General features: G+C 54.4%; 21 protein-coding genes. 14 read left to right on the top strand and 7 right to left on the bottom strand.

Annotation, left to right across the window (positions count from 1 at the left end):
* Nucleotide 1: 1 nt before the first annotated feature.
* Together lpxB and BARVI_RS08350 are read right to left on the bottom strand one after the other, a co-directional pair.
* On the bottom strand, nucleotides 2–1,129 hold the full coding sequence (gene lpxB / locus BARVI_RS08355; RefSeq protein WP_025278795.1) for a lipid-A-disaccharide synthase: 1,128 nt from the start codon (nucleotides 1,127–1,129) through the stop codon (nucleotides 2–4).
* Nucleotides 1,130–1,156: 27 nt separating this feature from the next.
* Entirely contained in the window at nucleotides 1,157–1,477 is a 321-nt protein-coding gene (locus BARVI_RS08350; protein WP_025278794.1) for a heavy metal-binding domain-containing protein, read from the bottom strand.
* A gap of 213 nt (nucleotides 1,478–1,690) precedes the next feature.
* On the opposite strand from BARVI_RS08350, the gene BARVI_RS08345 reads away from it, so the two are divergent.
* The 10 genes from BARVI_RS08345 to BARVI_RS08300 all read left to right on the top strand — a co-directional run bounded on the left by BARVI_RS08345 (nucleotide 1,691) and on the right by BARVI_RS08300 (nucleotide 11,913).
* Nucleotides 1,691–3,118 carry a hypothetical protein gene (locus tag BARVI_RS08345; protein WP_025278793.1) on the top strand — a complete coding sequence of 476 codons (1,428 nt, stop codon included), beginning with the start codon at nucleotides 1,691–1,693 and terminating at the stop codon, nucleotides 3,116–3,118.
* A gap of 175 nt (nucleotides 3,119–3,293) precedes the next feature.
* Complete coding sequence (locus BARVI_RS08340) at nucleotides 3,294–3,848, top strand: helix-turn-helix domain-containing protein (RefSeq protein ID WP_025278792.1); 555 nt, start codon at nucleotides 3,294–3,296, stop codon at nucleotides 3,846–3,848.
* 101 nt (nucleotides 3,849–3,949) lie between these two features.
* On the top strand, nucleotides 3,950–5,614 hold the full coding sequence (locus tag BARVI_RS08335; RefSeq protein WP_025278791.1) for an AMP-binding protein: 1,665 nt from the start codon (nucleotides 3,950–3,952) through the stop codon (nucleotides 5,612–5,614).
* 22 nt (nucleotides 5,615–5,636) lie between these two features.
* The gene (locus tag BARVI_RS08330) at nucleotides 5,637–6,068 is read left to right on the top strand and encodes a DUF695 domain-containing protein (RefSeq protein WP_025278790.1); all 432 of its coding nucleotides are present in this window, start codon (nucleotides 5,637–5,639) and stop codon (nucleotides 6,066–6,068) included.
* Nucleotides 6,065–7,153 (top strand): glutamate 5-kinase, encoded by a 1,089-nt coding sequence (proB, locus tag BARVI_RS08325; RefSeq protein WP_025278789.1) that lies wholly within the window; start codon nucleotides 6,065–6,067, stop codon nucleotides 7,151–7,153. The genes BARVI_RS08330 and proB overlap by 4 nt, the downstream gene beginning before the upstream one ends.
* Nucleotides 7,154–7,217: 64 nt before the next feature.
* Nucleotides 7,218–8,471, top strand: a complete 1,254-nt coding sequence (locus tag BARVI_RS08320; protein WP_025278788.1) for a glutamate-5-semialdehyde dehydrogenase — start codon at nucleotides 7,218–7,220, stop codon at nucleotides 8,469–8,471.
* Nucleotides 8,472–8,481: 10 nt separating this feature from the next.
* Nucleotides 8,482–9,435, top strand: a complete 954-nt coding sequence (locus BARVI_RS08315) for an N-acetylornithine carbamoyltransferase (protein WP_025278787.1) — start codon at nucleotides 8,482–8,484, stop codon at nucleotides 9,433–9,435.
* A gap of 12 nt (nucleotides 9,436–9,447) precedes the next feature.
* Nucleotides 9,448–10,608 carry a hypothetical protein gene (locus BARVI_RS08310; protein WP_025278786.1) on the top strand — a complete coding sequence of 387 codons (1,161 nt, stop codon included), beginning with the start codon at nucleotides 9,448–9,450 and terminating at the stop codon, nucleotides 10,606–10,608.
* A 13-nt stretch (nucleotides 10,609–10,621) separates the two neighbouring features.
* Nucleotides 10,622–11,416 carry a thymidylate synthase gene (locus BARVI_RS08305; RefSeq protein WP_025278785.1) on the top strand — a complete coding sequence of 265 codons (795 nt, stop codon included), beginning with the start codon at nucleotides 10,622–10,624 and terminating at the stop codon, nucleotides 11,414–11,416.
* A complete protein-coding gene (locus tag BARVI_RS08300; protein WP_025278784.1) occupies nucleotides 11,413–11,913 on the top strand; it encodes a dihydrofolate reductase in 501 nt (166 codons plus the stop codon). The genes BARVI_RS08305 and BARVI_RS08300 overlap by 4 nt, the downstream gene beginning before the upstream one ends.
* Before the next feature lie 21 nt (nucleotides 11,914–11,934).
* Here BARVI_RS08300 and BARVI_RS08295 read toward each other — a convergent pair whose 3' ends face one another.
* Nucleotides 11,935–12,387 carry a PepSY-like domain-containing protein gene (locus tag BARVI_RS08295; RefSeq protein WP_198015963.1) on the bottom strand — a complete coding sequence of 151 codons (453 nt, stop codon included), beginning with the start codon at nucleotides 12,385–12,387 and terminating at the stop codon, nucleotides 11,935–11,937.
* 381 nt (nucleotides 12,388–12,768) lie between these two features.
* Between BARVI_RS08295 and BARVI_RS08290 the strand changes: the two genes are divergently transcribed.
* A complete protein-coding gene (locus tag BARVI_RS08290) occupies nucleotides 12,769–13,932 on the top strand; it encodes a DUF6359 domain-containing protein (protein ID WP_025278782.1) in 1,164 nt (387 codons plus the stop codon).
* A gap of 85 nt (nucleotides 13,933–14,017) precedes the next feature.
* Here the strand turns inward: BARVI_RS08290 and BARVI_RS08285 are convergent, their stop codons facing one another.
* From BARVI_RS08285 to BARVI_RS08270, 4 genes are all read right to left on the bottom strand, one after another.
* Complete coding sequence (locus tag BARVI_RS08285) at nucleotides 14,018–16,021, bottom strand: FAD-dependent oxidoreductase (RefSeq protein WP_025278781.1); 2,004 nt, start codon at nucleotides 16,019–16,021, stop codon at nucleotides 14,018–14,020.
* 36 nt (nucleotides 16,022–16,057) lie between these two features.
* On the bottom strand, nucleotides 16,058–18,262 hold the full coding sequence (locus BARVI_RS08280; RefSeq protein WP_025278780.1) for a beta-glucosidase family protein: 2,205 nt from the start codon (nucleotides 18,260–18,262) through the stop codon (nucleotides 16,058–16,060).
* A gap of 115 nt (nucleotides 18,263–18,377) precedes the next feature.
* The gene (locus BARVI_RS08275; RefSeq protein ID WP_025278779.1) at nucleotides 18,378–20,060 is read right to left on the bottom strand and encodes a RagB/SusD family nutrient uptake outer membrane protein; all 1,683 of its coding nucleotides are present in this window, start codon (nucleotides 20,058–20,060) and stop codon (nucleotides 18,378–18,380) included.
* A 37-nt stretch (nucleotides 20,061–20,097) separates the two neighbouring features.
* Entirely contained in the window at nucleotides 20,098–23,277 is a 3,180-nt protein-coding gene (locus BARVI_RS08270) for a SusC/RagA family TonB-linked outer membrane protein (protein ID WP_084547024.1), read from the bottom strand.
* Between the two features lie 549 nt (nucleotides 23,278–23,826).
* Here BARVI_RS08270 and BARVI_RS08265 point away from each other — a divergent pair.
* From BARVI_RS08265 to BARVI_RS12990, 3 genes are read left to right on the top strand one after another with little or no spacing between them, the layout of a single operon-like run.
* Nucleotides 23,827–24,315: a hypothetical protein gene (locus tag BARVI_RS08265; protein ID WP_157232570.1), complete on the top strand. Its 489-nt coding sequence runs from the start codon at nucleotides 23,827–23,829 to the stop codon at nucleotides 24,313–24,315.
* Nucleotides 24,316–24,348: 33 nt separating this feature from the next.
* On the top strand, nucleotides 24,349–24,801 hold the full coding sequence (locus BARVI_RS08260) for a T9SS type A sorting domain-containing protein (protein WP_025278775.1): 453 nt from the start codon (nucleotides 24,349–24,351) through the stop codon (nucleotides 24,799–24,801).
* Between the two features lie 9 nt (nucleotides 24,802–24,810).
* Nucleotides 24,811–26,031 carry a glycoside hydrolase family 16 protein gene (locus BARVI_RS12990; RefSeq protein ID WP_025278774.1) on the top strand — a complete coding sequence of 407 codons (1,221 nt, stop codon included), beginning with the start codon at nucleotides 24,811–24,813 and terminating at the stop codon, nucleotides 26,029–26,031.
* Nucleotides 26,032–26,033: the final 2 nt, after the last annotated feature.

Below are 26,033 nucleotides of genomic sequence, written 5' to 3'. Positions count from 1 at the left end.
CTCAACCCCGCAAGGCCGACACCATGGAGCGAGCGGCCTGCTCGGGCGCACCCGGCGAGCCCAACCGGCGAGCCACCCGGTCATACCCGGCCAGCATGCGCTCCCGATTCTCTTCGTCGAACAGGCTAGCCAGTTCACGACGCAGATTCTCGACCGTAGCCCGGTAGCCCAACAGTTCGCACACCACGGGGGCATCGGCTATGAGATTGACCAGCGAAACGTAAGGCACCCGCAAAATCTTCTCGAACGTCTTGTAGAACAGTTTGCCCCCGCCTACCCAGTAACACACCACCTGCGGCACCCGCAGCAGAGCGGTTTCGAGCGTAGCGGTCCCCGAGGTGACCAGTGCAGCCCGGCTTTGTTGCAACAGCCGGTAGGTCTTGCCCTCGACCACCTTCACCCGGTGCCCCTGCAAATAGGGAGCATAGAGTTGGGGCGGGATTCCGGGAGCTCCCGCCACCACCAGTTGGTAATCGGGATAGGCCTCGGCCGCCTCGATCATCAGCGGCAGGTTATTCTTGATTTCGGCCACCCGGCTGCCGGCCAGCAGGGCAATGATGGGCTTGCGCTCCAATCCGCAGGCGGTCACAAACTCATCGAAAGTCTCATCGGCAAAAGGTCGCGCCGCCAGTTCGTCGACCGTGGGATTGCCCACATACTCCACCGCATAGTGGTGGCGGGCATAGAAATCGACCTCAAAGGGCAAGATGGAGTAGAGCCGGTCGACATAGCGGCGGATACTCTTCACCCGCCACTCCTTCCAGGCCCATATCTTGGGCGAAATATAATAGTAGACCGGCAGGCCCAACCGGCTCTTCACATACTTGGCTATCTTCAAGTTGAAACCCGGGTAGTCGACCAGAATCACCACATCGGGACGCCAAGCGGCAATATCCTGCTTGCACAGGCGCATATTGGCCAGTACCTTGTCGAGATTCATCAGCACCGGGATAAAGCCCATGTAGGCCATGTCGCGATAGTGCTTCACCAGCGTGCCGCCACAAGCCGCCATGAGGTCGCCCCCGAAGTAACGGAAGTCGGCATCGGGGTCCTCGCGCTTCAACGCCTTCATCAAGTTCGAGGCATGCAGGTCGCCCGAAGCCTCGCCGGCAATCAAATAGTATTTCATAGACGAAACGATTTCAATTACACTTTCTTACTCGATGCGCACGGCCGTACCGCTGCACGTCACCATCAACATGCTGCCCGAGCCGCCCACCGTCTCGTAGTCGAGGTCGATGCCCACCACGGCGTTGGCACCCAGCCGCTGCGCCTCTTGCGCCATCTCTTCGAGTGCCGTGTTCTTCGCTTCGCGCAACACCTCTTCATAGGCACCCGAGCGGCCGCCGAAAAAGTCGCGTATGCCGGCCATGAAGTCACGCATCACATTGGCCCCGATAATGGTCTCGCCGGTCACCACCCCGTAATAGGTCACAATTCGTCGCCCCTCTACCGTGGGCGTTGTCGTCAGTAACATAGTCTCTGTGTTTATATTATCAGGGGATAAGGCAGGCTGAGCTTCATCACCGGTTGAACCCGACGCTTTCACTTGCCTCAGGTCTCACCCCTCGCTATCGTTGAGCAAACTTAAAGAAAAGAATCTGATTTTACAAATCCGTTTTTATTCCCGTCGCGAAGAAATCACCGGCGGGTTGCAATAAAGCGGCACGGGTACCGTTTTTATAATATCATGAGAGGGATAACCGCTGCCATCTGTTCGCTGTGCCTGCTGGTCGCCACGTGGCTGACCGGCTGCATCGACGACGACTTCACCACGAGTCCGTCGCACGTGCTCGCATTCTCGACCGACACGGTAGCCTTCGACACCGTGTTCACCACGATAGGAACCTCGACCCGCTCGTTCCGCATCTACAACCCCAACAAGAAATCGCTCAACATCTCGAGCATCAAGCTGGCCGATGCCGAACATTCGGGCTTCCATATCAACGTCGACGGCATGTCGGGCGACTATTTCACCGATGTCGAGATTCGGGGCAAAGACAGTCTCTACGTCTTTGTCGAGGCCAACATCGACCCCACCAACGAGGACAATCCCATCTTCATCGTCGACTCGATTGTCTTCCTCACCAACGGGGTGCAGCAAGACGTGAAGCTCACCGCCTACGGGCAGGACGTAATCATCAAGCGGGGCGAGACGCTCACCGCCGATACCCGCCTCACGGCCGACCGGCCCTACCTCATCTACGACAGTCTGGTAGTGGCACCGGGGGCTACCCTCCAACTCGACCCGGGGGCGCGGCTACATTTCCACAACCGGGCCTCGCTGCTGGTACAGGGCCGCTTGCAGGCCGAAGGAACGCAGGAGGCTCCCATACAGATTCGGGGCGACCGGCTCGACCGACTCTTCGCCGACCTCCCCTACGACAACCTGGGGGGACAGTGGGGCGGCATACGCTTCTACCCCGAGAGCGTGGGGAACAAAATCGCCCATGCCTATGTGCGGGGCATGAGCTCGGGCATCGTACTCGACTCGTGTGCCACCGAAGAGATGCGTCTCGAAATCGCCAACTCGCGCATACGCAACTCGTCGGGCAACCTCATCACCTCGAAATACAGCCGGCTCTACTGCTGGAACAGCGAACTGTCGGACGCCGCCGGGGCCGTGCTCTCGCTCACGGGCGGGGCTGCCGACTTTACCCACTGCACCATCGTCAACTACTATTTCTACGACGTGATTACCGCCCCCATCGTAACGCTGGGCTATTGTGCCGCGGCCGACTCCATACAGGGCGGCGCTCCACTGCTGCGAGCCAGCTTCAACAACTCGATACTCTGCGGAAAGAGCTCCGAGGTGTCGGGTATCGATTTCACGGGCAGCCATGTCCTCTTCCGCTCCTGTCTCTTCAACTCCATGGGTGAAGACGACGCCAACTTTATCAACACCGTGTGGGGCGGCATGCCGCTCTTCAAGGCTACGGGCGAAGAGCATTACTACTACAACTACCAGATAGGCTCCGAAGAGTCGGGTGCCATCGGCAAGGGCGACCCGGCATTTGCCCAGCCGCCTCTCGACAAGGACATGTATGGCAACTCCCGCCTCGAACGGGTAGACATCGGCGCCTACCAGTATGTACCTCAGGCCGAGGGCGAAGAGTAGAGATTGCACACCCGTTTTGCAAATGCGCAACAACGGCTGTCGCTCGGCAGCACTTTTCTTAATAAAAGTTACAAAATAGAATCTACCGACCTATTTCCATTTCATTTTTCCTTTTTTCTTTCTCGTTTTGCTAATTTTGTAAGAGATATTTAATCCTCTTTTAAACATTTGCATTATGAGTGAAGAGATAAAACAGATAGCCGAACGTCTTGTCGGATTGCGTGACGCACTCGACCTGACGCCCGAAGAGATTGCCGCCGCCTGCCACATCGACCTCGAAACCTACCGGGGATACGAGTCGGGCGAAAAAGATATTCCCGTGAGTTTCCTGCACCAGATTGCCCGCCATTATGGGGTAGAATTGCCTGCCCTCATGTTTGGCTACGAGCCCCGCATGAACTCCTATTTCCTCACCCGCAAGGACAAGGGGGTGGCCGTCGAGCGCACCAAGGCCTACAAATACCAGTCGTTGGCCGCCGGGTTTGCCAACCGCAAGGCCGACCCCTTCATGGTGACCGTAGAGCCCTCGGCTCCCGAGGCTCCCTTCACCCTCAACACCCACCCGGGACAGGAGTTCAACATCGTGATGGAGGGAAGCATGCACCTGCGCATCGGCGAGAAGGAGCTTGTACTCCACGAGGGTGACAGCATCATTTTCGACTCCACCCGTCCCCACGGTATGAAGACCATCGGCGACAAACCGGTACGGTTCCTGGCCATCATCTTTTAACGAGGGAGAAAAGCCGTTGCTGCCACTCATTTATTTTTTTATAAACATCAAGAAAACAAGAGAAGGGAGATTCATACCCTTCTCGCATCAGATACACGATTATGTTAGAACGCTTTTTGGATAAGACCTCTTTCTCCTCGCAGGAAGACTTCATGCAGAATTTCAAGGTAAAGGTGCCCGAGAATTTCAACTTCGGGTATGACGTCGTAGACGAATGGGCCCGCATTGCGCCCGACAAACAGGCTCTGCTCTGGACCAACGACCGGGGCGAGCGCATCGACTTCACCTTTGCCGACATCAAACGCGAGAGCGACAAGACGGCCGCCTATTTCCAGTCGCTGGGCATCGGCCACGGCGACATGGTAATGCTCATACTCAAACGCCGCTTTGAGTTCTGGTTCTCGATTATCGCCCTCCACAAGCTGGGTGCAGTGTGTATCCCCGCCACTCACCTGCTGACCGAAAAGGATATCATCTACCGTTGCAACGCCGCCGACATCAAGGCCATCGTGGCGTGCGGCGACGAGATCGTGCTCGGCCACATCAACCGCGCCCGTCCCGAGTCGCCCTCGCTGCAACACTGCATCTCGATAGGCCCCATCGTGCCCGAGGGGTGGGACGATTTCCATCGCGGCATCGAATCGGCCGCCCCCTTCGTGCGTCCCGAACACCCCAACAGCAACGACGACATCTCGCTGCTCTACTTCACCTCGGGAACGACCGGCGAGCCCAAGATGGTGGCCCACGACTTCACCTACCCGCTGGGACATATCATCACCGGCTCCTTCTGGCACAACCTGCACGAAGGCAGCCTGCACCTCACCCTGGCCGACACCGGTTGGGGCAAGGCGGTGTGGGGCAAGCTCTACGGACAGTGGATTGCCGGAGCCAACGTCTTTGTCTACGACTTCGAGAAGTTCAAACCGGCCGACGTGCTCGACATGATACACAACTACCACATCACCTCGTTCTGCGCGCCGCCCACCGTCTTCCGCTTCCTCATTCGCGAAGACCTGTCCAAATACGACCTCTCGTCGCTGCAATACTGCACCATCGCCGGCGAAGCGCTCAACCCCAAGGTCTATGAAGAGTGGCTGCGCCTCACGGGCATCAAACTGATGGAGGGATTCGGCCAGACCGAGACTACCCTCACCATCGCCACCTATCCCTGGGTAGAACCCAAACCGGGCTCAATGGGCATACGCAACCCGCAATACGACATCGACCTGCTCACGGCCGACGGCCGCTCGGCCGAGGAGGGCGAACAGGGACAAATCGTCATTCGCACCGACCACGGCAAACCGCTGGGCCTCTTCAAGGAGTACTACCGCGACCCCGAGAAGACCCGCGAAGCCTACCACGACAACATCTACTACACGGGCGATGTGGCCTGGCGCGACGAAGACGGCTACTTCTGGTTCGTAGGCCGGGCCGACGACGTAATCAAGTCGTCGGGCTACCGCATCGGCCCGTTCGAGGTAGAGAGTGCCCTGATGACTCACCCGGCTGTCGTCGAGTGTGCCGTCACCGGGGTACCCGACGAGATACGGGGCCAGTTGGTCAAAGCCACCATCGTACTCTCGGCTGCCTACAAGGAGAAGGCCGGCGAGGCGCTCATCAAGGAGATTCAGGACCACGTAAAACGGGTTACCGCCCCCTACAAATATCCGCGTGTCATCGAGTTTGTCGACGAGCTGCCCAAGACCATCAGCGGCAAGATTCGCCGGGTAGAGATACGCGACAAGGACAACAAGAGCAGCAAGTAATCGCCTAACCGATACAGACGCCATGCAAGCCAGCAACGAATGGTTCGTAGCCGACGCCGAGAACGAGGGCAAGCCCCTCATCGTGCGGGGACGGCTTTTCCTCGACACCCCGCGGCAGTCGGGGCGCTTTGCCACCCGTATTGCCCTCGTGTGGCAATACAAGGGCGACTCGAAGGGTATGCCCACCGACAAGGAGACTCAGGGGCTCGACCTGCTCAACGAACAGCTGCGCCAGGCACTCGAAGCCGACGAGGTGGCGGTTCTCACGGCCATCTTCATCGGCAACCGGACGGCCCGATACGAATACTACGGGACCTCGGCCGAAGCCTTCGGGCAGGTGGTCGAACAGACCTTTGCCGCCTATCCGCCCCTGCCCGTACAGATAGGGGCCGAAAGCGACCCCCAGTGGAGCCGCTATATCGAGATGATTGAACAATTTGCCATACAGTCATGAGTTACAACCGCAAACGCATAGCCGTGAAGATAGGGAGCAACGTGCTCACCCGACGCGACGGGTCGCTCGACATCACCCGCATGTCGGCCCTCACCGACCAGATTGCCGACCTGCACAAGGCCGGGCTCGACGTGATTGTGGTCTCGTCGGGGGCGGTGGCCTCGGGTCGCAGCGAGCTGCACATCGACCGCAAGCTCGATGCGGTATCGGCCCGCCAGCTCTTCTCGGCCGTGGGACAAGCCAAACTCATCAACCGCTACTACGAGCTCTTCCGCGAGCACCACATCGCCTGTGGACAGGTGCTCACCACCAAGGAGAACTTCTCCACCCGCCGGCAGTACCTCACCCAGAAACAGTGCATGGAGGTGATGCTCGAAAACCGGGTGATTCCCATCGTCAACGAGAACGACACCATCTCGGTGACCGAGCTCATGTTTACCGACAACGACGAACTCTCGGGACTCATCTCGGCCATGATGGACGTCGAGACGCTGGTCATTCTCAGCAACATCGACGGCATCTACAACGGGGTGCCGGGCGAAGCGGGCACGCGGGTCATCACCGAGATACACCCTGGACAGGAGTTGTCGCAATATATCCAGTCGGGCAAATCGTCGTTCGGCCGGGGCGGCATGCTCACCAAATGCCATATCGCCCGCAAGGTGGCCGACGAAGGTATCGAGGTTGTCATCGCCAACGGCAAGCGCGAGAACATTCTGCCCCGCCTGCTCTGTGCCGGGAGCACCGAGGTATGCACGCGGTTCGTCCCCTCGCCGACCCCCATATCGAGCATCAAGCGGTGGATTGCCCACTCCGAGGGGTTTGCCAAGGGGCGGCTCTACCTAAACGCCGGAGCCGTCGAGGCCATTCACTCGCAGCCGGCCGCCAGCATCCTGCCCATCGGGGTCACCCGTATCGAAGGCGATTTCGAGCGTGACGACATCGTGCGCATTGTCGATGCCGAAGGGCACGCCATCGGGGTGGGAAGGGTATCGTTCGACAGCGAGTCGGCCCGTCAGCTCATCGGCAAACAGGGAGCACGCCCGTTAGTCCATTGCGATTATCTCTATCTCGAACAACTTTAACGGGAATCTTGTCCCCGCACTCGAAAAAAAAGATTACTTTTGTTCAAATACACACATCACAGCCATGACTACCGACCTGTCACACATTCTCGACCTTGCCCGGGTGGCAGCCAACAAGTTGAACCTTATCGACGACGCCACGATAGCCCGCGTGCTCTGTGCCGTGGCCGACGAGGCAGACCGGCAGACCGACTACCTCTTGCAGGAGAACCGCCGCGACCTGGAACGCATGGACCCGAACGACCCTCGGTATGACCGGCTGATGCTTACCTCGGAGCGTCTGGCCGGCATCACGGCCGACATGCGACGCGTCGCCTCACTGCCCTCGCCGCTGGGATGCACACTGGCCTCGTTCGACCGCCCCAACGGCATGCACATCGACAAGGTATCGGTACCATTCGGAGTCATTGGAATCATCTACGAGGCACGACCCAACGTGACGTTCGACGTCTTCTCGCTCTGCCTGAAATCGGGCAACGTCTGCATCTTGAAGGGCGGGCACGATGCCGCCTGCTCCAACCAGGCACTTATGAACATTATCAACAAGGTGTTGATAAGTCATGGAATCGACTCGAACACAGCGGTTTTACTACCCAACGACCACCACGTTACCGACCAGTTGTTAACAGCCGTGGGAAAGGTCGACCTGGTGATTCCCCGGGGAAGCAGCCGCCTCATCAACTACGTGCGCGAACATGCTCTCGTGCCGGTCATCGAAACCGGGGCGGGGATATGCCACACCTATTTCGACGAATATGGCGACCTGGCCATGGGACGCAACATCGTGTGCAATGCCAAAACCCGTCGGGTGAGCGTGTGCAATGCCCTCGATTGCCTCATCGTCCACGAAAAGCGGCTGCCCGACCTGCCCGCCCTCTGCGAGCCGCTGGCCGGGAAACAGGTCATCATCTATGCCGACCCGCAAGCCTACGAGGCACTGTCGGGGCACTACCCCGACGACTTGCTGCAACCGGCGACCGACCAGAGTTTCGGCACCGAATTTCTCGACTACAAGATGGCCGTGAAGACGGTAGCCTCGTTTGACGAGGCGCTGGACCACATAGCCCGCTACTCGTCGAAACACAGCGAGTGCATCGTGACCGACAACGAGGAACACAAGCGACAATTTACCCGCCGGGTCGACGCCGCCTGCGTCTACACCAACGTCTCCACGGCATTCACCGACGGAGGCCAGTTCGGCTTCGGCGCCGAAATCGGCATCAGCACCCAGAAACTCCACGCCCGGGGGCCCATGGCTCTGCCCGAGCTGACCACTTATAAATATATCATTTCCGGCAACGGACAAACCCGTCAATAGAAAAAAGATTATGAGACACTTTACCAACGTACACGACATAGGCGACCTGAAAACGGCCGTCCGCGAAGCCCTCGAAGTCAAAGCCAACCGCTTTGCCTACAAACGGCTGGGTGAGAACCGCACCCTCATGATGATCTTCTTCAATTCGAGCCTGCGCACCCGCCTAAGCACCCAAAAGGCGGCGATGAACCTGGGCATGAACGTGATGGTGCTCGACGTGAATCAGGGAGCCTGGAAGCTCGAAACCGAACGCGGGGTAGTGATGGACGGCGACAAGCCCGAGCATCTGCTCGAAGCCATTCCCGTGATGGGCTGCTACTGCGACGTGATAGGCGTACGCTCCTTTGCCCGCTTCGAGAGCAAGAGCGACGACTACGAAGAGAAAATCCTCAACCAGTTTATCCAATACTCGGGACGCCCCGTGTTCAGCATGGAGGCGGCTACCCGCCACCCCTTGCAGAGCTTTGCCGACCTCATCACCATCGAGGAGCACAAGCTGACGGCGCGCCCCAAAGTGGTGCTCACCTGGGCACCACACCCCAAGGCCTTGCCGCAGGCGGTACCCAACTCGTTTGCCGAGTGGATGAACGAGACCGACTACGATTTCGTCATCACCCACCCCGAAGGGTATGAACTCGACCCGCGCTTCGTGGGACGGGCCCGGGTGGAGTATGACCAGCGCAAAGCCTTCGAAGGGGCCGATTTCATCTATGCCAAGAACTGGGCCGCCTATGCCGACCCGCACTACGGCGAGGTGCTGAGTACCGACCGCAGCTGGACGGTCGACAGCGAGAAGATGGCCCTGACCAACCACGCCTTCTTCATGCACTGCCTGCCGGTACGGCGCAACATGATTGTGACCGACGACGTCATCGAGAGTCCCCAGTCGCTGGTTATCCCCGAGGCGGCCAACCGGGAAATATCGGCCCAAGTGGTCTTAAAACGCATTCTCGAATCTCTATAATACCTCACACCTATGAAACGGCTTTCGATATTTCTTGTTCTTGCCCTCCTGCTCCCGGCAGTCACCCGGGGCGAAGAGTTCACCGAATACAAATTCTGGAACGAAGGCAAACTGACGTGGGACGATTTTCAAGACACGCTCAGCCTCAAAAGCGTGCCCTCGGCATTCGTCGCCTTCCTGCAAATCGAGAAGACCAAAAGCCGCGACGGCAACACCAGCACGGTACGCAACGAGGCACAAGCCTGCTTCGACAAGCGCCACTCCTTTGCCGACCCGACCATTCGCACCGAGAATCAGCTGCGCCTGTTCCAGCTAAAATATGACCTGCTCGAATTTTATCGCCGCCGGTTGCAGACCGAGTTGAACCTGGGCGTGGTGGGCATCGAGGCCGATAACCGCACCCGCCAGTACATGGACCTCTACAAGGAGCAAAGCCAAAAGGCCGAGGAAGAGACCGAGCACGGACAGAACGAGGAGCGGTTGCAGGAGTGGGAGTTCTACGTGACCAAAGAGCTTATCGACAACCCGGCCCCGGCCGTTCCCCACATCTCGCCCCGCCGGTTCGGCTACGGCTTCTACCTGGGTACCGGCGCTTCCTGGCCCGTGGGTGACATTGCCCGCTATTGGGACCCCGCCTGGCAAATCCACTTCGGGTTTGACCTGGGCTATGCCAACACCCACCTGTTGTGCGACTTCTCGGCCGGTATGGCCCGCACCCGTCAAGACATCAACGTGCAGAAAGACGACATTCGCGACACCTGGTACCGCAACGGGCACAATACCTACACCTCGATTTCGCTGAGCCTGGGACAACAGCTCGTCTCGACCAAATACTTTGCCCTCATGCCCTATGCCGGGTGCATCTGGTCGGGCTACTCCGATCAGGTACGTATCCCCGACGGCAGCAACGAACGGGCTACGCTGGCCTACTCCAACTTCAACTGGACGGCAGGCATCTGCTTCGACTACCGCTTCTCCAACACCGTCTCGCTGGTACCGTCGTTCTGGCGAGGTCACCGCGAAATCTTCACCGCGTCGATTCGCACCAAAATCTTTATCAACCGCGAACAGTTCAAAAATTTCAACGCCATAGAGGGCGACATGATTCGGGGCTGCAAATTGGGATTCTCCATCTCGTGCCTCGGGTTCAGCCGCCTGCTGCAAATCAAATAACGCTCAATCCACCATGAAACAATATCTCGACCTGCTGCAACATGTGCTCGACCACGGCGTCCTCAAAGAGGACCGCACGGGCACGGGTACCCATAGCGTGTTCGGCTATCAAATGCGATTCGACCTGCACGACGGGTTCCCCCTGCTCACCACCAAGAAGCTGCACCTCAAATCGATTATCTACGAACTGCTGTGGTTTCTCAAAGGCGATACCAATGTGAAATATCTGCAAGAGCACGGCGTACGCATCTGGAACGAATGGGCCGACGCAAACGGCGACCTGGGCCATATCTACGGCTACCAATGGCGCTCCTGGCCCGACTATAACGGCGGCCACATCGACCAGATAACCGAGGCCATCGAGACCATCAAGCACAACCCCGACTCGCGCCGCATCATCGTGAGCGCCTGGAACGTGGCCGACCTGCCTCAGATGAATCTCCCCCCCTGCCACGCCTTCTTCCAGTTCTACGTGGCCGACGGCAAACTGAGCCTGCAACTCTACCAGCGCAGCGCCGACATCTTCCTGGGCGTGCCCTTCAACATCGCCTCGTATGCCCTGCTGCTGCTCATGGTAGCCCAGGTCACCGGGCTCGAAGCCGGCGAGTTCGTCCACACCCTGGGCGATGCCCATATCTACAACAACCACCTGGAACAGGTGCGCGAACAGCTCACCCGCGAACCACGACCACTCCCCAAGATGAAGCTGAACCCCGAGGTAAAAAACATCTTCGACTTCCAGTACGAAGACTTTGAACTGACCGATTATAATCCACACCCCCACATTGCCGGGAAAGTAGCCGTATGATGAAGAACCCCATCGCACTCATTGCCGCCGTGGCCGACAACGGGGCCATAGGCCGCAACCAGCAGTTGCTGTGCCACCTGCCCAACGACCTGAAACATTTCAAGACCCTCACCTCGGGGCACACCGTGGTGATGGGACGTCGCACCTTCGAGTCGCTGCCCAAGGGGGCCCTGCCCAACCGGCGGAACATCGTGCTCACCCACAACCCCGACCTTGCCTGGCCAGGGGTCACGGTAGTGCACAACCTCGACGAGCTGACGGCCCAGTCGCCCGACGACCTCATCTTCATCATCGGCGGAGCCACCCTCTACAACGAGACCATCGATCGGGCCGACACCCTCTACATCACCCACATACACCACACCTTTGCCGATGCCGACACCTTCTTCCCTCCCATCGACGAATCCCGCTGGATAAAAGAAGAGGTGCAGGAGATGCCGGCCGACGAGCGGCACGCCTACCCCTACACCTTTGTTACCTACCGGCGCAAGCCATAAGGAGGAGCATACACTCCCCGATTAACGGCGATCGGTCATTGTGATTTCTCCGTCGTTGTTGAAATGCAATTCAATAGCAGGAGCCGTGTTCAGTTCCACTTGATAACCCCAGCTATAACGTGCCGCCTCTACGATACCGGCATCGGGATACTCCGTAGCCGTATAAGTGAGCAGATTGCCAGGCAATATCCCCATCTGCAATGCCGACGGCAACACTTGCCAGTTACCATCGACCTCTTGCCAACCTCCATCTTTGTAGAATTTCAACTCAAATCCGTTGCTCAACCACACCTTGTAACGAGGCTCCTCATCATCTTTCTCAGACTTAATCACCTTCACATCGGCAAAATAGGTACCGACAAACTCCTGTATTGAAGCCGGCAAAGTTTTGAAATCCACTTGCTTGTCATCGTCACACGAACTCAGGGCAACAAGCCCTACCAATACAAGGAAACTCCACAAAATTTTCTTCATAAAACTCATTTTTAAGATTAACTATACATGTTCATAACAATATTTATCCCCAATAGGTCATCGGACCAAATAAAAATTTCAACCCTAGCAGATACAAAAGTAAAAATATTTTGCAATATTTTTACAATAACAGCCTATCATATTGACAGAAAAACGTTGAAATACAAAAATAATGTTAATTAGATAGATTTTTTTTGTACCTTTTGCTTGCATATCAAATTATATGCTTACATTTGCAATGTGTTTTTCATGGTATTAGAATTAAGGTTAACAAAGATTGGTTGTCGTGATGACAATCAATTTTTTTTGTTTTAAACCTTTGGCACCGAAATCGAGTAGTTTTCGTACCTTTGCCTTTCCGAAACTAAAACTCGAATTCCCATGAAACAACTGCTACCCCTTATCCTGCTAATCGCTCATATCCTCCCGATTATGGCTGGTGACGGAAGTTCGGCCCAATCGCCCCTCACCGTAACGCAGGCCCTCGCCAGGAAAAACGACCATAAAAGCTACTACGTGAGCGGATACATCGTAGGCGAATACCGAGACTACTCCAACAACAAGCATTTCTACTACCTGGCTCCGCCATTCGACGGCACATCGGCCTACCTCATTGCAGATGATGTAGACGAAATAGACCTGAACCGAATGATGCCTGTACAGATAAAAGACTATGTCGACAACTACAACCTCGATGAAAATCCACAATACTGGCACAAACGGCTTACCGTCAAAGGGACACTTACCGACTATTTCACTCTGCCTGGCATCAAGAACCTCACTGACTGGATTGCCCCGGCCGAACCACTCGATGACGAAGCGCGCTATTGGAACTTCTATGAAACCTTCGAGACCAAAAAGGCCTACACGCCCGACGGCTCCCAAATGTACAGCGGAGGTACCTATGCCAGTGCCGAGACCTGCCTGTGGAAATTTGTGGGTGCCACCTACGGCAACAGTTCCAACGATATGAAGTGGGACAATGCAGCTGCCCACCTGCGCCTCACCGAATCGACCAGCGGCGAGCCGGGCTACATCTGCATGCTCGCCGACAAGACCGACGGAATAGGCTACCTGCGTCTGTGGGCAGCCCGCTACAAAGAGGACAAAGGATCTGCTTCGTTTGGCATCTTCCTCTCCAACGACCAAGGTAAAAGTTGGGAAGCCATACAAACAGATGTTGCCATCGAAAAAGAGTTGACCGAATACCAGTTCAAGATCATGCGTCCCGGCACTTGGCGCGTCAAGATTGCCAAGACCGACAATTCGGCCAACGGTATAGACATCGACAATATCCATATCAGCGACTACTACACCCCATCGGCCGTTGTCGCTGCCCCGGCCGAAATTCCCGTTCGCCTGTGGAGCGCCCCGGGAGCCCTCTGTTTCGAGGCCTCACAACCTGCCGATATCCGCATCTATACCCTTGCCGGAGTTCTTGTGAACGAACAGCACATTGCCGGCCACGGCTCCCTGCCCCTCCCCGCAGGCTTTTACCTGGTATCTACACCGACTACCCAAGTAAAAATCATCGTACGAGAATGATATTAAAAATCGATAATAAAGGAGGAGCGCCGTATCACTTGATACGGCGCTCCTCCTTTATAACCCTCTCTATCCAAGAAACTTTCTACTTTTCCTGCGGCAAAAACAGAACGGCATCGGCCGCCACGGTATTGTCGGTTCCCAGGTTGGAAATCTCGACATAAGCCTCACGCCCGCGAGGCAGCGTGTATTCGCCCACGCTCACCCACTCGCCACCGGTCTGTCCCACGACCTTTACATCGTCCTTATGCACTTGCACCTGCACCGTATCGGCACCGGTATAAACGGTCACGGGCGTATGTGTCGTAGACTCCCTCAACTGGGGGAAGAAGGCATAGACCTTATACGAGCCGGGGGCCTGAATCTCGGGCGTATACCTGATGGTTTTGAGGGTATCGCCTTTGGAGTTGTCGACATAAAAATTCAAGCCATATCCCCGGTAGGTATCGTGGGCCAAGGTCCAGTCGCCCCGTACTTCGACGGCGGTAGTGTCGTCGTTGTCGACCAGAATCTCGGGAGTCGAACCATCGGCCAGCGGGTCGGTTTTCAGGATTTCCTGTATCCGGGCCACATCGACATCTTGCACGTCGACACCCTGGTCAATCGACAGACTCGCAGCCACGGCGGCCGACTGGCCCAACACCATGAAGACCGGCTCCATGCGAATCGACCCATAGGCTATGTGCGAGGCCGACAAGCATACCGGCACCAACAGGTTGGTCACCTCTTGCCGCTTGGGCACAAGAGCCCGGTAGGAGATGGGATAGGGCGGGAAACCGCCTATCTCAACATTCCCCTCGTTCTTGACCACCCCGTCGACCACCAGTCGGTCACAGTTATGCGAGTCCATCGTGTAGGCAGCCCACCCGATCACATCGTCGACCACCTCGCGACCCACACAGTGATACTCGGTCATGACCAACTCACCGACCATGCGACGCGCCTCCCGCACATAGAGCTGATGCGTCCAATGGCCGTTATCGACATACTCGTCTTTGGGATAGCCCCACTTCAACATCTCGTCGCGCATGAACCGGGGCACACGCTCATCGTGACCCAGGAAATAGAACAGCCCCTTGGTATAATCTTCATGCGCTTTCCAGATTTCGGCCCGCCGGTCGTAGTCGGCTTCGGGATAGTCCCAGTTCATGCCTATCATGTCGGTCGAGATTCCGCCGCCATTGTTGATATCGGTTTTGGAGTTGGGCATACGGCTCCAGATGAAATAGTCATAGACCGATTTTCGGGGCGACACGGCATGCAGCCGCAGCACCAGCTCGTATCGGGTGGAATCGTAATTGTCGGGACGAGTGATGGGAATCATGTTTTCAGGATTATCGGTCAGGCAGACCCGGAAGTTATAAGCCTGTACCTTCTTGTCGCCCGAGCCGGCAGGGAGCAGCTTATGGTCGCTCACACCCCAGATGAGACCACTGGTCGAATCGCCCGGAATGACATAGGGGTCTATGGGGTCCCAAAACTGGTGTCCATTCATCAGTTGCACACCATTATAGGTCTCGCCATACAGCGAGTTATCCTCCCGCCCCACGGCATAAGAGACCCCGGCCTTGGCCATGAGATCACCCTCGTAGGAGCAATCGATAAAGACCTTGGCCCCTATTCGCCGATAGCTCTCGGGCGAGGGATTGTCCGAATTTTCTACGACAATCTGCGAAATGCGACTCCCCTCCTTCTCAACGTCGTGCAATCGATAGGAATACAACACCTCGACATGCCCCCGATCGATATACTCCTGAAAGATTTTCTCGGCGACCGACGGCTCAAAAACCCATTGTTCAAACTGTCCGTAATGGGCACCTATCCGGCGGTAAAAATCCCGGGCCAGACCGGTCACGACAAATTTATTGCCAATATCGGTATAACCCAGTCCCCCCGAGGTCATTCCCCCCAAATGGGTACCGGGTTCTATCAACAGCACCTTCTTCCCCTCCATCGAGGCGGTATAGGCGGCAATAACCCCAGCCGAGGTACCGCCATATATGCAAATATCCACCTGCTCGGCTCCTCTTTTACAACTGGCCAACAGCACCAGCAGGGCCATCATGCACCACAAACATATTCCTCTCATAAGTCTATCTTGTTTTTATTTATATCTATTTCATCTTCAAGGATTCACAACCACCTCGACTGTCTGTCTGACATCGCGCGAAGAGGCTGCGATCTGCAACTTGTATCTGTCCGGCTCAACTACCCACCGGGCCTGCCGGTCGTCATAAAACGCGAAATCCTGAACCGGGACATTCAAAGTTACCCATTTTTTCTCACCCTTCCGCAAGAAAAGTTTCTGGAATCCCTTCAATTCTTTTACGGGACGAAGCAAAGAGGGGTTCTGCTGACTCACATAGAGCTGTACGGTCTCGGCACCGTCCATATCGCCCACATTGGCCACCTCAACCTCGACCTGCACCGTATCGCAGCTCGCATAGGCCGGCCGGTCTACGTGAGCTTTTCCATACTCAAACCGCGTATAGGAGAGACCATACCCAAAGGGAAACAGCGGGTCAATGTGGCGAGTGTCGTGCCAACGGTACCCCACCAAGATGTCGTCGCAGTAATACACATTCTTCCCGTCGCCCGGATAGGATTTCGCCCCGAAATAGTGGGCACTGTTATCCTCCAACCGACGAGGAATAGAGAAGGGCAACCGCCCCGACGGGCTCACCTCGCCACCGATGACCCGGGCCGTCGCCCACCCGGCTTCGGAACCCAGATACCACGACTGCATCAACCCTTTGACTCTATCGAGCCAAGGCATCGAAACGGCATTGCCACTAATCAGAATCACCCCCACATTGGGATTGACTTGCAGAATCTTATCGAGCAGTTCATTCTGTCCGTAGGGTAAATCCATACTCTCCCGATCGTCTCCCTCGCAATCTTGCCGGAAATTTTTATTCAGTCCGCCGAAGAACAAGACGACATCGGCACCTTTGGCCACCTCGACAGCACTGGCCACCAGCGAATCGGCATCAAGCCCCGAGGGGAGCTCCCGGTTATAATCGGGAGCTCCCGAGGCATATCCCATACTATACACGATGTTCTCTTTACCATATTTTTCAATCAACCCTTGCAACGGCGAAACCTCCCGACGGGCCTTCAACTCGGACGAGCCTCCGCCCTCGGTCAGTTTTTTCACCGCATTTTCACCTATAACCGCAATCTTTTTATACCTTCCCGGCTGAATCGGGAAAAATTCATTTTCATTCTTCAACAACACGATACCCTCCTCGGCTACCTTTCGGGCCACAGCCGTATGCTCATCGGTCAGCTTCCGGCCAAAAGGTCTCGCCCGGTTCATGTTGGTCCTGAAACAGAGGCGCAAGATTCGACGAATCTTCTCGTCCAACAGACTCTCGGAGAGTTCGCCTCGCTTGATCTTCTCCAAGAACGGGCGGGCCAGATAATATTGGTCGTAGGCCGAACTCAATCCCCACGTCAACCCGTTGGTCCAGGTACCCATCTCCAAATCCAGACCATTCCGGGCCGCTTCGTCGGTGTCGTGGGCCGAGCCCCAGTCGGTCAGCATCACCCCGTCAAATTTCCAGTCGCCCTTCAATATCTGGTTAATCAAGGTGTCGTTGTGCGAGCAGTAGGTTCCCTTGTATTTGTTGTAAGAGCCCATGACGGCCCACACGCCTCCTTGCATGACGGCAGCCTTAAACGCCGGCAGATAGATTTCGTTGAGAGCCCGGTCGCTCACCACCACATTGATTTCGTTGCGATATTTCTCCTGGTTGTTCAAGACAAAATGTTTCACACAGGCTGCCACTCCGTTTTCCTGAACACCCCGGATATAAGGCACCACCATAACCGACGATAAAAACGGGTCTTCACCCATATACTCGAAATTACGCCCGCTCAACGGCGTGCGATAGATATTCACGCCAGGGCCCAGGATAATGTCTTTTCCCCGATAGCGAGCCTCCTCGCCGAGAGCTTTCCCGTACCGGTAAGACAACTCGGGGTTGAAGGTAGCTGCCAGACAGGTAAGAGCCGGGTATGCCGTACAGGAATCGTTGGTCCATTGGGCATGGGTCCAGTCGTCCCAGACGAACTCCATTCTTACCCCGTGAGGCCCGTCGCTCATCCAAATCTCGGGAATACCCAATCGAGGACACCCCGGGGTACTGAATTTGGACTGGGCATGACACATGGCAATCTTTTCTTCAAGTGTCATACGCGACAAGGCATCTTCAATGCGTTCCTCTACCGGCATCGAGTCGTCGAGATAGACCGGCAGTTGAGCAAACAAGGGGAAGGCCACACCCCATACAAGCAGAGCCAGCAGAGCGTTTATCTTTTCTTTCATCGGTTTCTTTCCATAGTAAAACGAGGTTCAAAACAATTCAGAGATTGGGCTTCACCGTCCGTCGGAACAAAGGCGGTTCAGGAAGCCCAATCTACCGAGATGCAATTCAGACAAATTAATAAATATCTTGATAGGCAGCCTCGGAGCCCCAACCGGGATTGGCCGTCAGAACACCTTTCGACAATTCAATCTCCGACAAGGGGATTTGCAGGAAGCCATTGGTCTCGGGACGGTAGGTAATCGTCTTCGTCACCGTTTCGGTGCGGCTTCGATAAATCACGATATCCTTCTGATTCTCATTGAGTACCCGGTCGGCATCGTGCCAGCGCAACAAATCGTAGAAACGTACACCCTCGAAAGCCAACTCGAAACGACGCTCGTTCTTGATATTGTCCAACGTGGCCGGAACCGAAGGCAATCCTACACGGGCTCTTACCCGATCGAGGAAAGTCTGAGCCTTCCCGTTCCCCAAGTTCAACTCGGCGGCCATCAGCAGCACATCGGCAAAACGAATCAGCACCAGATCCTGCGTATTGTTGAGCATGTAGTTATCGACCGTATTGCCATACAGTTCCATACTGTAATTGTGTACGACCGTGTGGGTACCGTCGGCATAAACATTGATGGGGATATATTTCTTTTGCACATACGATGTTTCATCGACATGCGAGTCGGCGCCAAAGGTATACAGAACCACCTCGTCGCGGTTGGTCACGTTGAAGATAGAACCGGTCTTGCGGATATCCTCATCGGGCCACTCTTCCCAGATTTTAGGATTGACCGTACCGAAGCCCCAACCTTGTCCAAAGGGGAAGGTGCGTAGATAGTTCTGTCCGCGCAAGCCCAAATAGAGGCATATCTGGTTGCTCTTCTGATAAGGATAATCCCAGTTGGCAAACTTGTTGGAGAACTTGATGGCAAATACCGTCTCCTTGTTACCGTCACCTTCCCACTTCAAGTTATTCTCTTTCGTGAATTTGTAATCCTGCACATAGGAGTAGGGCCACAGGTTTCTGAAATCGCTCACCAAATCGTGACCGCTTATCGAGGTATCGGTACACTCGTCGAGCCAGGCAATCACATCGTCTTTGGTCACCTGTCCGCCATCGGGCAAAGGAAGAGCATCTTGCTGATAATAGCCGGTATAGAACAGGAATACCCGTGCCATCAAGGCCTGCGCGGCCCACTTGGTGACCCGTCCCGACTCCACGGCATCGTATTTCTCGACAGGCAACAACTCCTCTATCGCCTTTTTCAAGTCGGCGGCAATAAAGGCGTAGGTCTCGGCAGCCGGTGTGCGGGGGATATTGACCGACTCGGAAGTCTTGACCAAACATACATCGCCAAACATTCTCGACAAGTCGAAATAGTAATGAGCCCGCAGGAATCGAGCCTCGCCCTCCATGTGCCGGCGAGTTTCATCGTTGTCCCACTTGATCTTGTCGATGGCTTCCAGGAAGACGTTGGCCCGGAATATACCCATGTAGTTGGTGCGCCAGGCAACAGCAAAACTGCTCTCGCTCCACTTTTGACATTGGGCGATTGCCTTGGTCGATATGTCGGTGGGACCACCGCCGCCCAACATATTGTCGGACCGGAGTTCGGAACTCAGAAACGAGGTTTGCAACGGATCGGGCATGGCCAAAACCGAATATATACCAGTCAACACCTGTTCGGCATCTTCCTGAGTCTCGGGATAATTTTCCATAGTTTTCAAATTAGTAGGCTCGGTGTCGAGGAAATCCTCACACCCCATCAAGAAGAGACCTACCACCAATGATAATATTATCTTTTTCATAATTTGCCTGTTTTTATATGAAGTCATAATGTGATTCTCAATAATGAATATTTACGCCAAACATGAAGGAGTATCCCGTAGGATAATTACCCAGGTCGATACCTCTTGCCCAAGACTCGGCACCGGTATAGGCCGATACCTCGGGATCCAATCCGGTGTATTTCGTAAAGGTGAACAAGTTCTGTCCCGAGACGTAGACTCTCAGTTTCTGCAACGGGATATGACGGAATACTTTCTTGAAATCAAATCCCAACGCGATGTTGGTAATTCTGAAATAGTCACCATTCTCGACATACAAATCAGATACATATTGCCAGTTGGTTGCCGTTCCGTTGAGACTGGGCAACCAGTTTGAGGTACCCTCGCCATGCCAACGGCCCAACATGTCTTCGGTATAGTTGCTGGTATTCAATACAGAATTTACCCGATAAGACTTGATAATCTGGTTCCCGGCTACCCCATAACCCGAAACTGAGAAATCAAGAGCCTTATACGACAAGTTGAGGTTCACGCCAAAATTGAAATCGGGGTTCGGGTCACCAATCATCTCGCGGTCCTCGGTCGTAATCGATCCGTCGTTGTCCAAATCCTTGAACCGCACATCGCCAGGTTTGGCATCGGGCATGATGGGCTGGCCCGTAACGGGTGAAATGTAGTTATCAATCTCTTCCTGATTCTGGAAGATACCATCGTGACGGTAACCATAGAAGTAGCCCAACGGCATGCCTACCTCGGCACGATAGAAACTGCCCGTACCACTGCCCAGAATATTCTCTGCACCGTCGATATACTGGTCTTCATTGGCAATTCTCACTACCTCGTTCCGGTTATATCCCATATTGGCCGAGATTCCATAGCTGAAATCGCCTACCCGGTCGTTCCAACTTACCTGCAACTCAACGCCCTTATTGACAATATCACCACCGTTTACCCACGGACCACTGGTTGTTCCCCATATACCCAGCGAGTTGGTCTGTACCAGCCAATCGACGGTCTTCTTGTGGTACCAGTCAAAGTTAACACCCAAGCGGTTGCCGGCCAGCATCATATCGAAACCGATATCGGTCTGCCGGGAAGTTTCCCAACTCAACTCCTTGTTCGAGTTGTACTCGATAAACGAACCGATGTAGGGAGTACCGCTTTTATCGCCAAAATAGTAATAGGCTGCATTTTGCGAATTGGCCAGGGTCATGGTACCCAGGTACCGGAACGGATCCAGCTTGTTATTACCGTTCTCACCCCAGCTGGCCCTAATCTTCAAATAGTTGAGCACCGACTTGGCATCTTCCATGAAGGCCTCTTCGGTCACGTTCCAACCGGCCGATATCGAAGGGAAATAACCCCAGCGATGCCCTCTTGCAAAATTGGAAGAGCCGTCGGCCCGGAGAATGGCGGTTGCCATGTAACGATTTTGATAGTTATAGTTTACTCGTCCAAAGAAAGAGGCCAAGGTCGATATACCCCAAGCCGACCCCGAAAGCGTAGTACGGCCTTTCTCTATGGTCTTTACATTTCCCAGATAGGCATGGAAGAAATCATCGAACTCGGCATCTTCGTTCGAGCCCGAGAAATTCTCACCCATACCCGATTTATCGATTGTCGTACCCAACAAAGCCGAGAAGGAGTGCCCCTCGCCTACGGCAAAATCATACGAGAGTACGCTCTCAAACTGCCAACCAAGGCCCATACCGCCCTGTTGTGTAACGGTATTGCGGTACTTCACCTCGGTACTGCCGTTCAAGTCATAGGCAGGGACATATCCCCGATAAGACCAACTGCTGTATCTTATACCGAAATTGTTCCGCCACTTCAAATTCTTTATCGGCTCAAAGAGCAGGTAGAAGTTGCCATTCACCGAGTAGTTGCGACTCTGTTTCATGGCACTGTTATAGTACATCTTGGCCACCGGGTTAAACTCATCTTTATTGATTTTTACCGGTTCGCCGAAATTGCCTTCCTCGTCATACGCCGGGAAAAGAGGACTGGCCTTGAACGCATTTCTGAAATCGTTCCAGGTTGTCTGCCCAGTAGCCTGGTCAAGGCCACGCTTGTCAGAGAATACCATGGTCAAGGTCTCACCCACCTTCAACACGTCCAGATCTTTCACCCGAATCAAGGTATGGTCCGAATTCAACCGAACGGTATACCGGTCAAATCCCGAACCGACCTCATCGTCGGGAACGGCAACCGTAGGTTTCTGCGAGGTATAGGAGAATCCCAGCGTAAAGGCCGAACTGTCGGTTCCCTTGTTGATATTCACGGCATGATTGTGAATCGGCGCATTCTTTTGAGTCATTTCGTCCAACCAGTTGGTCCCGTCCCACTCGCCGCTGTTAATCTTATCCAGCATCGGTATTCTGTCGGTGGTCAGGTCGGCTTCGGTAATGAGACCGGCCTCCTGCAACAGCATCAGATAGTCGCGAGCCCCGGTTGTCTTCACGTTGTTCCTAAAATTCTGAATGCCCACGAATCCGTCATATGTAATACTCACTTTCCCCTTCTGGGCCTGCTTGGTCGTCACCAGTATGACACCATTGGCAGCCCGGGCACCATAGATAGCCGCCGAAGCCGCATCTTTCAAGATGTCGATTGTTTCTATATCCGACGGGTTCAATGCATTCAAATCGCCAGGTTGTCCATCAATAATATATAAAGGCTCGGCATCGTGCATGGTACCGGCACCACGAATGAGCACATTATAACCCTCGCCCGGTTTTCCGTTGTTTTTTACGATACTTACACCCGGCGTGAATCCCTGCAATCCGCTCAACGGACTCACCGTATTTTGTTGGGCCAACACATCGCCCTTGACCTGAACGGTAGCTCCCGTGACCAGTTTCTTCTGTTGCACGCCATAACCGATGGCAACAACCTCATCGAGCATATTGGCATTTTCGGTCAGTTCGATATCGACCGTCGATTTCCCATTCACGGCTATTTCGCGAGTCTCGTATCCTACATAAGAGACGACCAGGATAGCATCGTCATGCACCGACATGGCATAATGCCCATCTATGTCGGTCGCCGTAGCTTTTGATGTTCCTTTTTCCTTGACAACGGCCCCGGCCAATGGTCCTTCCTCGGAGCTCACCACTCCGCTGATTGCGATCACTTGCTGTGCCGACACAAGAGTCGGACACATCAAAAAGAAGAACAGCAACCCCAAACCATACAGGGCCTTTCTTCTTCGGAAACTGTTTACAGAGATTACATTCATATTTTTTAGAATTAAGCGTTATGTTGTTTTTCACGTACGGTAAAATAATTTCACTATTTTTCATCGGTTTTTCACGATTCAAAAATACCATGAAATATCCCAAACGATTTGTAGCCAGCCGACGATTTATTGAGCGTATGCTTCCCCCGCTTTTTACCACGTTGCATCGTTTTTAGGAATTGTAGCCTCCTCGCCAAATCGGCCATACAGAAGTCCTTTAACGGCTGCTATTTCGTGATTTCCCCAGCACGGCTTACCCCCCGGATTGATATCAAATCGACCGTCTGTCCTCCTCATCTCAACCCGGCATCAATCCAATTCCTCCAAAAGCGACCTATGGCAATACCTCCAAAACGGGGTATCAACACCCCATTCACTCCCACTCCATTCAAACACGCGACAAGGGAGCAATCAAATGCAACGCCATCGAAACCCATCGCGGCAAATCCTAAAATATAGGAATATAGGCCACAAGCCCCTCTCCTCCAAAAGAGATAAATTTGTATTGTTGAAATTTGTCTTAACCCGATAATATTAATTCTCATTATCATGAAAAAGAAAATCTTCGCTTTATGCTTGTTTGCCGCTTTTTTCCTCAATAGCCAGGCTCAGGCTCCCGACTCGTTCCAATACCAGGCAGTCGTATCGGACAACAATGCAACACTGAACAATGCCGATGTCACCGTGCGACTGGTTATCCACGAAAAGAGTGCTACCGGCACAACCGTGTATGCCGAAACCCACTCGACCCGAACAAACAATTTTGGACTGATAGCCCTGCAAGTAGGGAAAGGCACCCCCGAAACCGGGACCTTTGCCGCCATTGAATGGGGAAAAGGAACCTTCTTCATAGAGACTCAAATCGACAAGGGAGCCGGATTCGTCTCTACCGGCACACAACAACTCATGAGTGTACCTTATGCCAAATATGCCAATCTGGCCGGCAAGATTACCCTGACCTCGGCCTCGGGAAAGAAATTCGCCTTGATAATCGACGACAACGGTGCTCTTTCTACCCAAGAAATCACAGCCGAATAATCACCCTGTCGAATTTCAAAAAACGCCGAAACAATGAAAAAACTGAGCATCTTATTATTAGCGGTACCTCTCTCGCTGAGCGCCCAACATATATCGATTTCGACCGCAGGCTCGTCGGACAACGAAACCGTTTGGAATATTGGCGAGCCTCTGGTAGCCACCTTGTCAAACGAGAATGCCAACCTGTATGTGACCCAAGGCTTCCTGCAACCCGAATATATCATACCCTCGGGAATTACAGGACAACCGACTCTCTCGCAAACCCTGCAAGTCTACCCGAACCCGGTGCAAGAACAGGCTTTTGTCGAGACCGATGAACCCGGAGTCTGGACCATCTACAACATGCTGGGCAAATCGCTCGCCTCGGGCGAACTGTCGGCCACACCGGGCGAATATATCGAGACAGGCTTTTTGGCTCCCGGATATTATATCCTCACGATTACCACCTCAAAAGGGCGGTCGTCCATACAACTCATTAAACAATAACCACGAACCATGAATACTCGTATACTCTTAACCATCGGACTCTTGTCTATCCTGTCGGTCTTCTGTTACGGACAGAGCGGATTTCCCTATCAAGCCGTATTGCGCGATGACATAGGCTCGACCATCAACAATCGAGAGATAAGCATACGTTTCTCCATCTATCAAGGCGACGAAGCATCGCCCGTCTACCAAGAAGAGCACGAGACAACGACCAGTGCCTCGGGACAGTTCGCCGTCGAAATAGGCAGTGGCCAATCTCTTCTCGGCGATTTCCAATCGATCGATTGGAGCCACCCGTCAACCTCCATACAGGTCGAGGTTAATCAGGGCTCGGGCTACACCCTCATGGGTCGGCAAGAGCTGCTGAGTGTACCCTACGCTCAATATGCCGACCTCTCCGGGGGATTACAGAACTTTACCGAGGGCGGGAAAAACTATCAGCTCACGGTCGACGATCTGGGCAATCTGCAAGTGGTCGAGATACCCGAAGGATATACCAAACTGGTATTCCAGGACGAATTCAACGGAACAGGACTGCCCGACGAGTCGAAATGGGGCTACGAGGTAGGCTACCTGCGCAATCACGAAATGCAATACTATACCGAGAAGCGGGTAGAGAATGTATTCCAAAAAGATGGAGTCCTGCACATCAGATGTATCAACGAAGATACAATAAAGAACGAACAGGGCGAAATCCTGAACGAAAATATCACCGACGGCAAGAAATACTACATCACCTCGGGCAGTATCACCACCGAAGGGAAACACGACTGGACCTATTGCCGGGTAGAGGCGCGGCTTAAAGTGCCTCTGGGCAGCGGTACCTGGTCGGCCATCTGGATGATGCCCTCGGAAAACACCTATGGCTACTGGCCCCGGAGCGGCGAGATAGACATCATGGAGTACATTGGCAACACCGCCGACAAATACAACTGTGCCACCCACTTTTACAGTGGAGACAAAGGTTCCAACAAATCGGTCGAGAATGTAGAGGATTGGCACATCATCGCCTTTGAATGGCACGAAGACCGCATGGAATGGTATATTGACGGCCGCATGTACTACCGTACCTTGAACCCCAAGACAAACTGGGGCGACTGGCCCTTCGACCAACCGTTCTACCTGATTCTCAACTTTGCCTTCGGCGGAGGCTGGGGCGGTCAGGACGGATTCGACGTGGGTATTCTGCCTACCGACTATCAAGTTGACTATGTACGCATCTTCCAATAATA

The organism is Barnesiella viscericola DSM 18177 (assembly GCF_000512915.1).
GTDB lineage: Bacteria > Bacteroidota > Bacteroidia > Bacteroidales > Barnesiellaceae > Barnesiella > Barnesiella viscericola.
The sequence above is the reverse complement of the archived record's forward strand: the minus strand, read 5'-3'. Positions and strand labels throughout refer to the sequence as shown.

Bases quoted from the DNA above. Each gene is read 5' to 3' on its own strand.
- lpxB (WP_025278795.1), bottom strand. From the start codon at position 1,129: ATGAAATACTATTTGATTGCCGGCGAGGCTTCGGGCGACCTGCATGCC.
- BARVI_RS08350 (WP_025278794.1), bottom strand. From the start codon at position 1,477: ATGTTACTGACGACAACGCCCACGGTAGAGGGGCGACGAATTGTGACC.
- BARVI_RS08345 (WP_025278793.1), top strand. From the start codon at position 1,691: ATGAGAGGGATAACCGCTGCCATCTGTTCGCTGTGCCTGCTGGTCGCC.
- BARVI_RS08340 (WP_025278792.1), top strand. From the start codon at position 3,294: ATGAGTGAAGAGATAAAACAGATAGCCGAACGTCTTGTCGGATTGCGT.
- BARVI_RS08335 (WP_025278791.1), top strand. From the start codon at position 3,950: ATGTTAGAACGCTTTTTGGATAAGACCTCTTTCTCCTCGCAGGAAGAC.
- BARVI_RS08330 (WP_025278790.1), top strand. From the start codon at position 5,637: ATGCAAGCCAGCAACGAATGGTTCGTAGCCGACGCCGAGAACGAGGGC.
- proB (WP_025278789.1), top strand. From the start codon at position 6,065: ATGAGTTACAACCGCAAACGCATAGCCGTGAAGATAGGGAGCAACGTG.
- BARVI_RS08320 (WP_025278788.1), top strand. From the start codon at position 7,218: ATGACTACCGACCTGTCACACATTCTCGACCTTGCCCGGGTGGCAGCC.
- BARVI_RS08315 (WP_025278787.1), top strand. From the start codon at position 8,482: ATGAGACACTTTACCAACGTACACGACATAGGCGACCTGAAAACGGCC.
- BARVI_RS08310 (WP_025278786.1), top strand. From the start codon at position 9,448: ATGAAACGGCTTTCGATATTTCTTGTTCTTGCCCTCCTGCTCCCGGCA.
- BARVI_RS08305 (WP_025278785.1), top strand. From the start codon at position 10,622: ATGAAACAATATCTCGACCTGCTGCAACATGTGCTCGACCACGGCGTC.
- BARVI_RS08300 (WP_025278784.1), top strand. From the start codon at position 11,413: ATGATGAAGAACCCCATCGCACTCATTGCCGCCGTGGCCGACAACGGG.
- BARVI_RS08295 (WP_198015963.1), bottom strand. From the start codon at position 12,387: ATGAAGAAAATTTTGTGGAGTTTCCTTGTATTGGTAGGGCTTGTTGCC.
- BARVI_RS08290 (WP_025278782.1), top strand. From the start codon at position 12,769: ATGAAACAACTGCTACCCCTTATCCTGCTAATCGCTCATATCCTCCCG.
- BARVI_RS08285 (WP_025278781.1), bottom strand. From the start codon at position 16,021: ATGAGAGGAATATGTTTGTGGTGCATGATGGCCCTGCTGGTGCTGTTG.
- BARVI_RS08280 (WP_025278780.1), bottom strand. From the start codon at position 18,262: ATGAAAGAAAAGATAAACGCTCTGCTGGCTCTGCTTGTATGGGGTGTG.
- BARVI_RS08275 (WP_025278779.1), bottom strand. From the start codon at position 20,060: ATGAAAAAGATAATATTATCATTGGTGGTAGGTCTCTTCTTGATGGGG.
- BARVI_RS08270 (WP_084547024.1), bottom strand. From the start codon at position 23,277: ATGAATGTAATCTCTGTAAACAGTTTCCGAAGAAGAAAGGCCCTGTAT.
- BARVI_RS08265 (WP_157232570.1), top strand. From the start codon at position 23,827: ATGAAAAAGAAAATCTTCGCTTTATGCTTGTTTGCCGCTTTTTTCCTC.
- BARVI_RS08260 (WP_025278775.1), top strand. From the start codon at position 24,349: ATGAAAAAACTGAGCATCTTATTATTAGCGGTACCTCTCTCGCTGAGC.
- BARVI_RS12990 (WP_025278774.1), top strand. From the start codon at position 24,811: ATGAATACTCGTATACTCTTAACCATCGGACTCTTGTCTATCCTGTCG.